This window comes from Aminobacter aganoensis (genome assembly GCF_014206975.1).
Classification (GTDB): Bacteria; Pseudomonadota; Alphaproteobacteria; order Rhizobiales; family Rhizobiaceae; genus Aminobacter; species Aminobacter aganoensis.
This window is the reverse complement of the sequence record NZ_JACHOU010000007.1, coordinates 1-14,426: the sequence shown is the minus strand read 5'-3', so window position 1 is coordinate 14,426 and position 14,426 is coordinate 1. Positions and strand designations below refer to the sequence as shown.

The following is a 14,426-nucleotide window of genomic DNA, read 5'->3' as shown; positions in this document are numbered from 1 at the left end:
TCAGATCATGTGTAAAGTTTGTATCCAAAAATTGCGCACATTTTCGCCGGCGCTGCGCGACAATTGCCTACTCTTTGGATCGTCCGGAATCGTCAAGAATGCCTACCAGTCGCGCCATTGGATCGTGTTCGCTGCCATAAAATTTTTGCCGTTTGGCGATGAACTTGGGTATCGGGATCGATTATCTAACTGATTTACAACAATATTATCCAGCCAGGTCGGCGGGTGAGCGATTTGCATCCGTCAGGCAACATTTATGTATCCATTGAGAAAAAAATCGGATACAAAAAGATAGGGAGCGCCTTTGCGAAAAGGCAGAGTCAATTCAGCATATGGGAGCGACAATCATGCATGCATTTTTCTCGGCCTTTTCGGCGCTGTCGCATGGCCGGCGGCAGTTTCTGGCGACCGTCGGTGGTGCTGCCCTTGCGGTTGCCGTCGGCTTCGGCGGTTCGGTGGCTTCGGCGGCCGACCGCGAGCACACCATCATCGTGGGCCTCGGCGGCCAGATCAACACGCTCGATCCGCTGCGCGCCGACTACAACCAGACCAACACCATCATCAGCGCCGTCTACGATACGCTGGTGACCTATGACGACACCAAGCTGGTCGGCAGCCTGGCCACCGAATACGCCTATTCGGATGATGCCAAGTCGATCACCTTCACGCTGCGTCCCGACGTCAAGTTCCACGATGGCACGGCACTGACCGCCAAGGATGTCGCCTATACGCTCGACCGCCTGAAGCGCCTTGGCGCCGGCGTCGCCTCGCTGATCGACGGCTACGACTCGACCACTGTCACCGACGACACGCATCTCACCATCAACCTGAGCAAGCCCAACACGCTGTTCCTGCCGTCGCTGAGCAAGATCTACATCCTCAATTCCGCGCTGGTCGAAACCAACAAGGGCGGCGACGACGGCCAGGGCTGGCTGCAGGCGCATGATGCCGGCTCGGGCCCCTACGTGCTGGGCGACCAGTCGCAGGCCGTGGTCATCGACCTCTTCCCGGGATACTGGGCCGCAGAGGCAGGTCGTCCCGAATCCATCGTCTTCCGCCGCATCGACGAAAGCTCGACGCGCCGCGACGAGCTCCGTGCCGGCAACATCGACGTCGCCTTCGGCTTCGCCGACCGCGATGCCGCCGCCATGGCCACCGATCCGGCGCTGAAGGTGGTGCCGATCAACACCAGCTACCAGACCGAAGTCGTCTTCAACACCAAGGTCGGCCCGACCGCCGATCCCAAGGTGCGCAAGGCACTGCGCATGGTCTACGACTATGCCGGCGGCCTGCGTGGCGTCCGCGGCGGCAACGGCAAGGTGGCCAATGGCCCGCTGCCGGCGCGTCTCGACTGCCGTCCCGAGCTGCCGGAGGTCAAGCGCGACCTCGAAGCTGCCAAGGCGATGCTCGCCGAGGCCGGTGCGTCCAGCCTGAAGCTCAAGATGAACTTCCAGCCGGTGTTCGAGCTGCAGAAGCAGGAAGCGACGCTGTTCCAGTCCAACCTGCGCGAGATCGGCATCGACCTCGAACTCGAGCCGATTGCCTATCCGAACTATCTCGCCAGCCTGAAGGACCCGAACTCGATCCCGCAGATGATGCTGCTCGAGGACTTCGCCCAGTTCCCGGATGCCGGCATCATGCTGGTCAAGGGCTACAAGTCGGACGCCATCGGCACCAACCGAACCGGCTATGCCAATCCGGAAGTCGACAAGCTGCTCGACACCGCTCTCGCCACCGCCGACGACGCCAAGCGCTGCGACCTCTACAAGCAGGTCCAGACCATCCTCGACAATGACTCCGTGATGGTCGACATGTATGGTGTCTACAAGCCGGCCGCCTATCGCGTCGGCACGCTCGCCGACCTCAAGGCCAGCATGCTTGCCACGCCCGCCGAGCCGGCGGACTTCCGGCTTGCCAAGCCGTAAGCGAGGTCTGTGATGCTCGCGTTCCGCGCCTATTCCTGGTTTCTGTCCCGCCGTCTGGGCCTTGCACTTCTGACCCTTTGGGGACTGGCTTCGCTGGTCTTCCTGATGATCAAGCTCATGCCCGGCGACGAGGCCCAGATGGCCGCCGGCGCGGACGCTTCCGCCGCTCAGATCGAGGCGGTGCGTGAACGGCTGGGGCTCGATGCCCCGGTCATCATGCAGTATTTCAGCTTCCTGGGTCGCCTCCTGCGCGGCGACCTGGGCACGTCCATCGTCACGCTCCAGCCGGTCCTGGCCGACCTCGAAAAGGTCCTGCCCAGCACGCTGGAACTCGTCTTTATCGCCATGCTGCTCAACCTTGCGGTGGCCATCCCGGCCGGCATCGTTGCCGCCTACCGCCAGGGTGGCGTCTTTGACGCGACCAGCCGCGTCACCGCCGTCATGCTCGGCGGCATGCCCGCCTTCTGGCTGGCGCTGGTGCTGCAATATGTGCTGGGCAGCGTCTGGCGCGTGGTGCCGATCTCGGGCCAGCAGAGCTACGGCATGGCGTCGCCGATCGTCACCGGCGCGCCCACCCTCGATGCCCTGATGGCCCTGAATGTCGGTGCCTTCTTTGATGCCCTGCATCACATCATCCTGCCGGCGGCCGTGCTTGCGGCACTCTTTGCCACCCAGATCTTCCGCACCTTGCGTGCGTCGCTGCTTGGCGTCCTGCGTTCCGACTTCATCATGGCCGTGCGCGCCAAGGGAGCGACGGCCCGCCACATGCTGGTGCGCCACGCCTTGCCAAACAGCCTCAACCCGGTGCTGACGCTGTCGGGCACCCAGGCCGGCGCCATGATCGGCTCGGCCGTGCTGGTCGAGACCGTCTTCGCCCGCCAGGGCATCGGCGCCTACATGTTCAACGCCGTCGCCCAGAAGGACGCCTTCGCCGTGCTCGGCTCGGTCATGTTCATCGGCACCGTCGTCTGCCTCGTCAACCTGATCGTCGACATCCTCCAGCTTCTGGTCGACCCGCGCATCCGCGCCGCACAACTGGGGAGCCAAGGCCAATGACCGCCCCTGCCATCGCCCAGCCTGCCGCCCGCCGCAAGGAAGGCTTCTCGGCCTTCGAGATGTTCGTCTTTGCCCTCGTCGTGGCGTTGCTCGCCATCGCCGTCTTCGGGCCGTTTTTCGCACCCGACAGCATCTACAGCTCCGACATCGCTAACTCGCTGATGCCGCCGAGCGCTGCCAACTGGTTCGGTACCGACGACCAGGGTCGCGACGTGTTCTGGCGCCTCATCGTCGGCGCCCAGACGACGCTGCTGTCGGCCTTCCTGGTGGTGACGCTCTATTCGCTGATCGGCGTCACCATCGCCACCGTCGCCGCCGCCGGCCCGCGCTGGCTCGACGAGGGGCTGATGCGCATCACCGACATCGGCCTGGCGCTGCCCGGCATGATCGTGGCGCTCGGCTTCGCCGCCGCCATGGGCGCCAGCCTGCGTTCGGCCGTCATCGCCATGGCCATCACCGGCTGGCCGATCACCGCCCGCATGCTGCGCGGCATCATGCGCCAGACCATGGAACAGCCCTTCGTCGCCGGCGCCCAGGTGCTGGGCGTGTCGAAGTGGCGGCTGATGACCAAGCACGTGCTGCCCAATTCGCTCGACGTGCTGATCGTCAAATGGGCCGGCGACATCGGCACCACAGTGCTGGTGCTGGCCAGCCTGTCCTTCATCGGCGTCGGAGCCCAGCCGCCGAGCGCCGAATGGGGCGCCACCATTGCCAGCGCACGCGGCTATGTCTCGACCGCCTGGTGGACCGTCGTCGCCCCCGGTGCCGCCGTCGCCATAACTTCGATCGCCTTCGGCCTTCTGGGCGACATCATCCAGGTCCGCCGCGATCCGTCCTTGAGGGGCAACTGAGATGAAGACAGTACATCCCTTGCCTGACGAAGCGTCCGTGGTTCCGGTTCGCCAGCCGCTCATCACCGTCGAAAAGCTCACCGTCGACATGCCGCTCGGCCGCAGCGGCTCGAGCGTCCGCATCGTCGATGGCGTCGACTTCACCATTGGCGTCGGCGAGCGTGTCGCGCTTGTCGGCGAGTCCGGCTCGGGCAAATCGCTGACGGCGCGCGCCCTGATGCGGCTCGACCGCCTGGCCAAACTGTCCGGCCGGGTCGATTTCGACGGCACTGACCTGCTCAAGCTGTCCGACCGCGACATGGGCAAGCTGCGCGGCAGCTCCATCGCCATGGTCTTCCAGGACCCGATGAGCTTCCTCGATCCGCTGATGACCATCGGCGACCAGGTCGCCGAAACGCTGCGCATTCGTGGCATCGGCAAGGCCGAGGCGCGCAAGCGGGCGCTGGCCGTGCTCGACGAGCTCGGCGTTGACCGCGCTGCCGAACGGCTCGATGCCTATCCGCATGAATTCTCCGGCGGCATGCGCCAGCGCGTCGTGCTTGCCATGGCGCTGGTCGGCGAGCCGCGCCTGCTGATCGCCGACGAGCCGACAACCGCGCTCGACGTGCGCGTCCAGGACCAGGTGCTCGATTTGCTCGACGACGTCTCGACGCGCCGTGGCCTTGCCGTGCTGTTCATCACCCACGATCTCGGCGTCGTCGCCGGCTTCGCCGAGCGCGTCATGGTCATGTATTCGGGTCGCATCGTCGAGGATGGCGAGGTCGCCAGTGTCTTCGCCAAGCCGAGCCATCCCTACACGCAGGGGCTGATCAAGGCGGTGCCGCGCATCGACCAGGATCTCAACACGCTTTACGCTATCCCCGGCGCGCCGCCGCCGCCGCTGGCGCGGCCGAGCGGCTGCCCGTTCCACCCGCGCTGCGACCAGCGTTTCGACCGCTGCGGCGTCGATCTGCCGGCGCTGCAGCCGGTCGGCATGTCGCGTGTCGCCTGCCACCTGCTCGACGGAAAAGGTGCCTGACCATGCTCATGTCCATCGACAGCATCAGCAAGTCGTACAACGCCTTTCCAAACCCGCCGGCCAAGGTGCTGCACGACGTGACCCTCAACGTCGACACCGGCGAAGCCATCGGCCTTGTCGGCGAATCCGGTTCCGGCAAGTCGACCATCGCCAAATGCATGCTGGCGCTGATCAAGCCGGAAGAAGGCAGGATCACCTATGACGGCATCGACGTCATCCACGCCAAAGGCGACGACCTCAGGCGCTTCCGCCGCGAAGTGCAGATGGTGTTCCAGGACCCTTACGGCAGCCTCAATCCACGCATGACGGTGGAGGAGCTGATCGGCGAGGGCCTGTTGATCCACAAGCTCGAACCGACGGCTGCAGCCCGCCGTGCCCGCGTTGCCGAGATGATGGAGATGGTCGGCCTCAACCCCAACGACATGGACCGCTACACGCGCTCCTTCTCAGGCGGCCAGCGCCAGCGCATCGCCATTGCTCGCGCGCTGGTGATCCGCCCGCGCATCCTCGTCTGCGACGAGCCGGTGGCGGCTCTCGACGTGTCGGTGCAGGCGCAGGTCATCAACCTGCTGCAGGACATGCAGAAGAAGCTCAACCTCGCCATCGTCTTCGTGGCGCATGACCTCGCCGTCGTCCGCCATCTCTGCGAAAAGATCGTCGTGCTGCACAAGGGCAAGGTCGTCGAGCAGGGTTCGCGCGACGAAATCTTCGGCGCTCCCAAGATGCCCTACACCCAGTCGCTGCTGGCGGCGGTGCCGGTGCCCGATCCCGTCGTCGGCCGTGCCCGCCGTGCGGCGCGCCGCCTCGAAACCGCAAACTGACAAGACTAAGGAGACTGCCGATGCGCATCGGTGTCGATGGCCGCAAGATCCCCGAAGCCGCCAAGCGCGGTCCCGTGGCCAGCTTCGATCATGCCCGGGAATTGGGCATGGAGGGCCTGTTCTTCCGCACCGTGCTCGACATGAGCCCGACGCTCGATGCCGGCTATCTCGGCGAGATCAAGCAGCGCGCCAACGAGCTCGGCATGTATCTCGAAACCGGTCTCGGCAAGGTCAATCCCTTTGCCACGCCCGAAGCGCCCGAACTGCGCCTGATCGGCGATGGCGACATCGTGCTCGGCTTCCGCCGCATGATGGAGGCGTGTGCGGCCATCGACTGCCGCGAGCTGTGGGTGGCGACCGCCAACTACAAGCCGGCCTTCACCGGCCGCTTCGCCTACGACCGCTTCCGCACCGACGTGACCTGGCGCGAGCAGCTCGACGCCACCGCGCGTTTCCTGAAGAAGCTGGCGCCGATCGCCCGCGACCTCGGCATCCACATGAACCTCGAAACGCACGAGGAGATCACCTCGTTCGAGCTGGTGCGGCTGGTCGAGGAGGTCGGGCCGGATACGACCGGCATCGTCTTCGACACGGCCAACGTCCTGCAGCGTGGCGAGCACCCCGTCTGGGCGGCCAAGCGCGTCGCGCCTTATGTCCGTCAGACCCACATCAAGGATGCGCTGATCGCCTATGACGGCGAGGTGCTCGACTTCCAGATGCGTCCCTGCGGCGGCGGCGTGGTCGACTTCCGCGCCGTCATGCCGATCCTGGCCGAGGCCAACCCGCACCTCAACCTGTCGATCGAGAACTACGAATCCTTCTCCGACCGGCCGCGCAATCCGCCCAAGATGATCATCGAGATCGCCGATCCGAAATGGCTCGAAGGCCACCCCGACCTGAGCGTCGAGGAATATGCCGCCTACATGAAGATGGTGCAGGACTATGTCGCCCGCATCGCCAGCGGCGAGGTCATGGACCGCGAGAGCTTCGCCGCCTGGGCGGTGAAGAACTATCACTATGACGAGACGGTCGCTTACATAAAGGACAGCGCCGCCCATGTCCGCGGTATCTGTGAAGAACTCGGCCTGCCGCTGAGCAAGGCTGCATAGGGACGGCTTATCGGTTCGAACAACAAACCCGCGGAAGGCAGCTTCCGTGGGTTTTGTGTTTCTGTGGTGTTGAGAACCCGTCTCCGCCTCGCTGTGCTCGGCACCTCTCCCCACTTCGTGGGGCGAGGAACCCAGGATCTACGAGGTTGCTTCCACGGGAGCGCTGCTTTTGCGATTGGCGATTCCTCGCCCCCACAAAGTGGGGGAGAGGTGGCTCGGGCAAAGCCCGAGACGGAGAAGGGGGGGCCTTTCCGCGACAGCAGTCCGACCACGCCGGGATGGCCCGAAATGTAAAGGCCGCGCTTTTGGCGCGGCCTTTACATTCAATTGTGTCCCCGAAACCCTACCACTCCAGCACGATCTTCCCCGCCTCGCCGTTGGCGGCGTTGTGGAACGCGGCCTGGTAGTCGTCGGCCTTCATGCGGCTGGTGATGACCTTGCGGATGTCGAGCCCGCTTTCCAGCATCGCCAGCATCTTGTGCCAGGTCTCGAACATCTCGCGGCCGTAGATGCCCTTGAGCGTGATCATCTTGAACACGATCTTGGCGAGATCGATGGGGAAGGGCTTTGCCGGCACGCCGAGCAGGGCGATGCGGCCGCCCATCAGCGTGTGCTCGATCAGCTGGTCGAAGGCGGCGGGCGAGCCGCTCATCTCGAAGCCGACGTCGAAGCCCTCGCGCATGCCGAGGCGACCCATGGCGTCGCGCAGCTCTTCCTCGGCGACGTTGACGGGTGTGACATCCGCCACCTGGGTGGCGAGCTCCAGGCGCTTCGGGTTGACGTCGGTGATGACGACATGGCGCGCGCCGCAATGGCGGGCGACCGCCGCACCCATGATGCCGATCGGCCCTGCACCGGTGATCAGCACGTCCTCGCCGGCGACGTCGAAGGAAAGTGCCGTGTGCACGGCGTTGCCGAGCGGGTCGAGGATGGCGCCGAGTTCGTCGTCGATCGAATCGGGCAGCGGCACCACGTTGAAGGCGGGGATGCGTACATATTCGGCGAAGGCGCCCGGCAGGTTGACGCCGATGCCTTGCGTCTCGGGATCGAGGTGGAAACGACCGGCGCGGCTGGCGCGGCTGCGCATGCCGATGACGTGGCCTTCGCCCGAAACGCGCTGGCCGACCTTGAAGCCGCGTACATGCGAGCCGATCTCGACGATCTCGCCGGCATATTCATGGCCGGTGACCATCGGCACTGGCACCGTCTTCGCCGCCCATTCGTCCCACTTGTAGATGTGGATGTCGGTGCCGCAGATGCCGGTCTTGTTGACCTTGATCAGCACGTCGTCGGGGCCGACCTCCGGCACGGGCCGGTCTTCCATCCAGATGCCGGGTTCAGCCTTGGCCTTGACCAGTGCGCGCATGGGAAAGCTCCTGAAAATCAGATGATGCCGAGCGACTTGCCAGCGTCGGCAAATGCGTCGATGGCGAAGGTGATGTCCTGGTCGTCGAGGGCTGCCGACATCTGGGTGCGGATGCGCGCCTTGCCCTGGGGGACGACGGGAAAGAAGAAGCCGGCGACATAGACGCCGCGCTCGTCGAGCGCCTTGGCCATTCGCTGCGCCAGCACCGCATCGCCCAGCATGACCGGGATGATCGGCGTTTCGCCCGGAAGCAGGGTGAAGCCGGCCTGGGTCAGCCCGTCGCGGAACCGAGTCGTGTGGCGGCCGAGTTTTGCGCGCAGGTCGTCTGCGCCGCGTGCGATCTCGATCGCCTTCAGCGAGCCGGCGGCAACTGCCGGTGCCAGGGAGTTGGAGAAGAGATAGGGCCGCGCGCGCTGGCGCAGCAGGTCGATGATCGGCTGCGACGCGGCGATGAAGCCGCCCATGGCGCCGCCCAGCGTCTTGCCGAGCGTGCCGGTGACAATGTCGACGCGGTTGCCTGTGCCCGTCAGCGCCGGCGTGCCGCGGCCCTGCTCGCCGATATGGCCGGTCGCATGGCAGTCGTCGACGGCGACGATGGCACCGTAGCGCTCGGCGAGATCGCAGATCTGCTTCAGCTTGGCGACGTGGCCGTCCATCGAGAACACCCCGTCGGTGACGACCAGCTTGAAGCGGGCACCATCGGCGGCGGCCTGCTTGAGCTGGGTCTCCAGGTCGTCCATGTCGCCCTGGGCGTAGCGGAAACGCTTGGCCTTGGAGAGCCTGACGCCGTCGATGATCGAGGCGTGGTTGAGGCTGTCGGAGATGATCGCATCCTCGGCGCCGAGCAGCGGTTCGAACAGCGCGCCATTTGCGTCGAAGCAGGCGGCGAACAGGATCGCATCGTCCTTGCCGAGATAGTCGGCGATGGCGTGCTCCAGCTCGCGATGCAACGTCTGGGTGCCGCAGATGAAGCGCACCGAGGCCATGCCGAAGCCGAACTCGTCGAGCGCTGCCGCTGCTGCCTTGCGGATATCGGCATTGTCGGCGAGGCCGAGATAGTTGTTGGCGCAGAGATTGACCATCTGGCGCTCGCCCGCCGCACCTTTCACCTTGATGCGGCCGGCCTGCATGCCGGAGATCAGGCGCTCGCGCTTGTAGAGGCCATCGGCCTCGATGCCCTGGAGAACGTTCGAGATATGGGAAAGGAAATCTTGGCTCATCGGTCTCGCCATCCGTTAAGATAGAAATTCCGATATAATGGATACAATGTTAAGTCTAGCGGAATCCGCTTGGACCAGCATGCCAGACGCAAATGCCTCGCAGGACGTGAGGCGCGGTGCTATCAGTGTGCAACCTTTGGGGGAGGCCACATGGAAGTGAACAATGCGCCGAAGATCGGTCCGGTGCTCCAGAAAGAACGCAAGGAGCGCCACCTGACGCTCGACCGGCTGGCCGCACTTTCGGGCGTCTCGCGCTCGATGCTGTCGCAGATCGAGCGCGGCGAGGCCAACCCGACCTTTGCCGTGCTGTGGTCGCTGACCCAGGCGCTCGGCATCGACTTTTCCCAGCTCATCGCCGGCGGCATCACCCACCAGCGCAAGGCCGACGCCATCGAACTGGTGACACTGGCGCTGACGCCGGAGATCAAGAGCCCCGACGGTGCCTGGCGCCTGCGCATCCTGAGTTCGCCCGCGCTGGCCGGCCGCATCGAATGGTACGAGGTCGAGATCGCGCCGGCCTGCAAGCTGCAGAGCGCGCCGCATGCGCCGGGCACCTTCGAACACCTAACAGCCTATACCGACGGCCTGCTGGTCGAGACCGAACTTGGCCGTCAGCCGCTCAAATCGGGCGAGACCGCCCGCTACCGTGCCGACATCGCCCACGAAATCACCAACGACGGCGCCGGCACGGCCAGAGCGCTGATGGTCGTGCTCTACGATCAGGATGCCTGACCCTGCCGCCACAGCGCGGGACGGCTTTCTGCTCTTGACGGGGCGTCAGCCCTGACGCTTCCTCCTCGCAAGCGGTATCGTGTTCGAGCGATAGCGCGACAGCAGATCGGGAGAGCGTCATGTCGGGCAAGTGGGATTTCTGGGTCGACCGTGGCGGCACCTTCACCGATGTCATCGGCCGCGACCCCCAGGGCAATCTCCATCCGCGCAAGCTGTTGTCGGAAAACCCCGAAGCCTATCGCGATGCCGCGATCCAGGGCGTCCGCGACCTGCTCGGCCTGGCGCCGGGCGCCGAAATCCCGGCGGGGGCCATCGGCGACATCCGCATGGGCACCACGGTCGCCACCAACGCCCTGCTCGAGCGCAAGGGCGATCGCGTCCTGCTTCTCATCACCAAGGGATTTCGCGATGCGCTACGCATCGCTTACCAGGCCCGGCCCGACATCTTCGCCAAGGAGATCATCCTGCCCGAGCAACTCTACGAGCGTGTCGTTGAGGTCGACGAGCGGGTCCGGGTCGACGGCTGCGTCGAGCGGCTGCTCGATATCGCCGAGATCAAGCCGATCCTGATGCAGGCCAGGGCCGACGGCATCGATGCCGTCGCCATCGTTTTCATGCATGCCTGGAAATATCCCGAGCACGAGCGAGCGGTCGCCGCCGTCTGCCGCAAATGCGGCTTTGCCCAGGTCTCCGTCAGCCACGAGGTCTCGCCGCTGGTCAAGCTGGTGGGGCGCGGCGACACGACCGTAGTCGACGCCTATCTGTCGCCGATCCTTTCGCGCTATGTGCAGAAGGTGGCGGGCGAGTTGGGGGCAGTTGGCCCCTCATCCCCTGCCGGACCTTCTCCCCGTAATGACGGGGAGAAGGAGGCTGGCCTCGAGGTCGACGCCCCCCTCTCCCCGTCATTACGGGAAGAGGGTAAGGGTGAGGGGCAATCTTCACCCCGCCTCATGTTCATGATGTCCTCCGGCGGCCTCACCGCCGCCGACCTGTTCCAGGGCAAGGACGCGCTTTTGTCCGGTCCCGCCGGCGGCGTCGTCGGCATGGTCGAGACGGCAAAACTCGCCGGCTTCGGCAAGGTCATCGGCTTCGACATGGGCGGCACCTCCACCGACGTCGCCCATTATGACGGCGAATATGAGCGCAGCTTCGACACCGAGGTCGCCGGCGTCCGCGTCCGCGCGCCGATGATGCGCATCCACACCGTTGCCGCCGGCGGCGGCTCGGTGCTGCATTTCGAGGCCGGCCGCTTCCGCGCCGGACCCGATTCCGCCGGCGCCAATCCCGGCCCCGCCTGCTACCGCCGCGGCGGCCCGCTCACTGTCACCGACGCCAATGTCATGCTCGGCAAGCTGCAGCCCGGGTTCTTCCCGGCCATTTTCGGCCCCGGCCAGGACCAGCCGCTCGACGCCGAGGTCGTGCGCGCGAAATTCACGGCACTTGCTGGAGAAATCGGCGACGGCCGCACCCCCGAGGCGGTGGCCGAGGGCTTCGTCACCATCGCCGTCGAGAACATGGCCAACGCCATCAAGAAGATCTCCGTCCAGCGCGGCTACGACGTCACCGAGTACCTGCTCAACTGCTTCGGCGGCGCCGGCGGCCAGCATGCCTGCCTGGTCGCCGATGCGCTCGGCATGGAGGCGGTGCTGATCCACCCCTTCTCCGGCCTGCTCTCGGCCTATGGCATCGGCCTGTCTTCGGTCTTCGCCGCGCGCCAGCAGGCGCTGCTCAAGCCATTGGCCGACGATTCGCTGGCCGCCGTCGCGGCTTTGATAAAGGACCTGCGCGCCGAGGTTCTGGCCGAGCTCGCCGGCCAGGCGATAGCCGAAGCAGAAATCGTCATCAGGCCGATCCTGCATGTCCGCTATGACGGCACCGACACGGCCCTGCCGGTCGGTTTCGAACACGGCTCGATCGCCCAGGCCAAGGCTGCCTTCGAGGCGGCCCACAAGGCGCAATTCGGCTTTATATATAGAGACAAGCCGATCGTGGTCGAAGCGGTGGCGCTGGAAGGCCGCGACGGCAGCGCCCGCGGGCTCTCCGAACGCGAGGCCGAGCTTGAGCAAAAGCCGGCCGCCCCATCCGAGCTGAGACAGATCTTCACCGAGGGCGCTTGGCACGATGCCGGCGTCTTCCACCGCGCCGCAATGAAGCCCGGCCACAAGGTCTCGGGTCCCGCTCTTATCATAGAGAGCCACCAGACCATCGTCGTCGAGCCGGGCTGGCAGGCCGAGATCACCGCCCGCAATCACGTGCTGATGCGGCGCACGGAAAAGAAGGCGCGCAATGCGGCCATCGGCACCGCCGCCGATCCTGTCATGCTGGAGGTGTTCAACAACCTGTTCATGTCGATTGCCGAGCAGATGGGCGTGACGCTGCAGAACACCGCTTATTCCGTCAACATCAAGGAGCGGCTCGACTTCTCCTGCGCCGTCTTCGACCGCACTGGCGCGCTGGTCGCCAATGCCCCGCACATGCCGGTGCATCTCGGTTCGATGGACCGCTCGGTCGAGACCATAATCCGGCTGAACCAGGGCGACATCCATCCCGGCGATGTCTTTGCGCTCAACGCTCCTTACAATGGCGGCACCCATCTGCCCGACATCACCGTCGTCACGCCGGTGTTCGAAGACCTGGATTCCTCTCCCCGTTCACGGGGAGAGGATGGCGGCAGCCAGGTGAGGGGCAGCGCTGACGGGGCAGCCGGCAGCGCCGGCCCCTCATCCGGCCCTTCGGGCCACCTTCTCCCCGCATGCGGGGAGAAGGAAGGGCCCCCCCGCATCCATTTCTGGGTCGCGGCGCGCGGCCATCACGCCGATGTCGGCGGCACCGCGCCCGGCTCGATGACGCCGCTGGCAACGACCGTCGACGAGGAGGGCGTGCTGTTCGACAATTTCCGCCTCGTCGAGCGCGGCAGCTTCCGCGAGGATGAGTTGCATCGGCTTCTGACCGACCATCCCTACCCGGCGCGCAACCCGGCCCAGAACATCGCCGACCTCAAGGCCCAGATCGCCGCCAACGAAAAGGGCGTGGCGGAGCTGAAGAAGATGGTCGGCCATTTCGGCCTCGATGTCGTCGAAGCCTATATGGGCCATGTCCAGGACAACGCCGCCGAAAGCGTGCGCCGCGTGCTCGACCGCCTGCCCGATCACGCCGAATACGAATATCCCACCGACACCGGACAGGTGATCAAGGTCCAGATCTCGGTCGACCGCGCCGCGCGCAAGGCGACGGTCGATTTCACCGGCACGTCGCCTGTCATGAAGAACAACTTCAATGCGCCCGAGCCCGTCGCCCGCGCCGCCGTGCTTTATGCCTTCCGCGTCATGGTCGAGGACAACATCCCGATGAATGCCGGCTGCCTCCGGCCGATCGATATTATCATCCCGGAGGGTTCGATGCTGCGTCCGTCCTATCCGGCCGCCGTCGTCGCCGGCAATGTCGAGACCTCGCAGCATGTCACCAACGCCATCTTCGGCGCCATGGGGGCTTTGGCCAATGCCCAGGGCACGATGAACAACCTGACCTTCGGCAACGCCACCTATCAATATTATGAGACGATCTGCTCCGGTTCGCCGGCGGGCCGCATGAATGACGGGCAGGGGTTTGCCGGAACCTCCGGCGTCCACACCCACATGACCAATTCGCGCCTGACCGACCCCGAGATTCTCGAGCTGCGCTTTCCCGTCCTGCTCGAGGACTTCCGCATCCGCGAGGGGTCGGGCGGCAAGGGCCGTTGGCCCGGCGGCGACGGCACCAGGCGGACGATCCGCTTCCTGGAAAGAATGGAGTGCTCGATCCTCTCCTCGCACCGCTCGCGTCCGCCGCTCGGCCTCGACGGTGGCGGCGAAGGACAGAAGGGCGCGACCAAGGTTCGCCGCAACGACGGATCCATCGACGTGCTCAGGGCCTGCGACCAGACCGTGCTCGATGCGGGCGAGGCGGTGGTGGTGATCACGCCGACCCCGGGTGGTTTCGGTCCTGAATGAATCACCGGGTGGTTCAATCAGGGGATTCGCCGGTGAATCGGCCCTGAATCATCTTTCTTGCGGCCGGGTGCAGATTTTTCGGCATCCGGCCGTGCCTTTTTGGGCCTGGGGAATCGGGATTCGTTTGCCGGTTTCGCGCCAAGGGAGGGCCCAAGTGGTTGATTTCGCGTCCAGATTGCGGACGTCTCGCGGTCTCTGTGGACACCCTTGAAGATTCTTCGGGCACCTTACGCAGGGTCTTGTGGGTGTTTGGGCGTTTGTCGCAAAAAATTCGCAAAAGTTGGAAAAAGGTCGTTGACAGTTTGAAGGGGTGGCGACTATATACGCCTCAACAACGAG

10 protein-coding genes are annotated in these 14,426 nt (G+C 65.1%); 8 read left to right on the top strand and 2 right to left on the bottom strand.

Going from position 1 to position 14,426, the window contains the following annotated elements; translation table 11 throughout:
• The first annotated feature begins 347 nt into the window (after positions 1-347).
• Genes GGR00_RS15185 through GGR00_RS15160 form a run of 6 tightly spaced genes read left to right on the top strand, consistent with a single transcriptional unit; the run spans position 348 to position 6,780 of the window.
• The gene (locus GGR00_RS15185) at positions 348-1,925 is read left to right on the top strand and encodes an ABC transporter substrate-binding protein (protein WP_055982291.1); all 1,578 of its coding nucleotides are present in this window, start codon (positions 348-350) and stop codon (positions 1,923-1,925) included.
• Between the two features lie 12 nt (positions 1,926-1,937).
• Positions 1,938-2,981 carry an ABC transporter permease gene (locus tag GGR00_RS15180; RefSeq protein WP_055982294.1) on the top strand — a complete coding sequence of 348 codons (1,044 nt, stop codon included), beginning with the start codon at positions 1,938-1,940 and terminating at the stop codon, positions 2,979-2,981.
• A complete protein-coding gene (locus GGR00_RS15175) occupies positions 2,978-3,832 on the top strand; it encodes an ABC transporter permease (RefSeq protein WP_055982297.1) in 855 nt (284 codons plus the stop codon). The genes GGR00_RS15180 and GGR00_RS15175 overlap by 4 nt, the downstream gene beginning before the upstream one ends.
• A gap of 1 nt (position 3,833) precedes the next feature.
• A complete protein-coding gene (locus GGR00_RS15170) occupies positions 3,834-4,850 on the top strand; it encodes an ABC transporter ATP-binding protein (RefSeq protein ID WP_055982300.1) in 1,017 nt (338 codons plus the stop codon).
• 2 nt (positions 4,851-4,852) lie between these two features.
• Entirely contained in the window at positions 4,853-5,671 is an 819-nt protein-coding gene (locus tag GGR00_RS15165; protein WP_184699884.1) for an ATP-binding cassette domain-containing protein, read from the top strand.
• 20 nt (positions 5,672-5,691) lie between these two features.
• A complete protein-coding gene (locus GGR00_RS15160) occupies positions 5,692-6,780 on the top strand; it encodes a sugar phosphate isomerase/epimerase family protein (RefSeq protein WP_184699883.1) in 1,089 nt (362 codons plus the stop codon).
• Between the two features lie 343 nt (positions 6,781-7,123).
• Here GGR00_RS15160 and tdh read toward each other — a convergent pair whose 3' ends face one another.
• Both tdh and GGR00_RS15150 read right to left on the bottom strand, forming a co-directional pair.
• Positions 7,124-8,146 carry an L-threonine 3-dehydrogenase gene (gene tdh / locus GGR00_RS15155; RefSeq protein ID WP_184699882.1) on the bottom strand — a complete coding sequence of 341 codons (1,023 nt, stop codon included), beginning with the start codon at positions 8,144-8,146 and terminating at the stop codon, positions 7,124-7,126.
• A gap of 17 nt (positions 8,147-8,163) precedes the next feature.
• Positions 8,164-9,366 carry a glycine C-acetyltransferase gene (locus tag GGR00_RS15150; RefSeq protein WP_184699881.1) on the bottom strand — a complete coding sequence of 401 codons (1,203 nt, stop codon included), beginning with the start codon at positions 9,364-9,366 and terminating at the stop codon, positions 8,164-8,166.
• Positions 9,367-9,516: 150 nt separating this feature from the next.
• On the opposite strand from GGR00_RS15150, the gene GGR00_RS15145 reads away from it, so the two are divergent.
• On the top strand, positions 9,517-10,098 hold the full coding sequence (locus GGR00_RS15145; protein ID WP_184699880.1) for a helix-turn-helix domain-containing protein: 582 nt from the start codon (positions 9,517-9,519) through the stop codon (positions 10,096-10,098).
• 119 nt (positions 10,099-10,217) lie between these two features.
• Positions 10,218-14,087 carry a hydantoinase B/oxoprolinase family protein gene (locus tag GGR00_RS15140; RefSeq protein WP_184699879.1) on the top strand — a complete coding sequence of 1,290 codons (3,870 nt, stop codon included), beginning with the start codon at positions 10,218-10,220 and terminating at the stop codon, positions 14,085-14,087.
• The last annotated feature ends 339 nt before the right edge of the window (positions 14,088-14,426 follow it).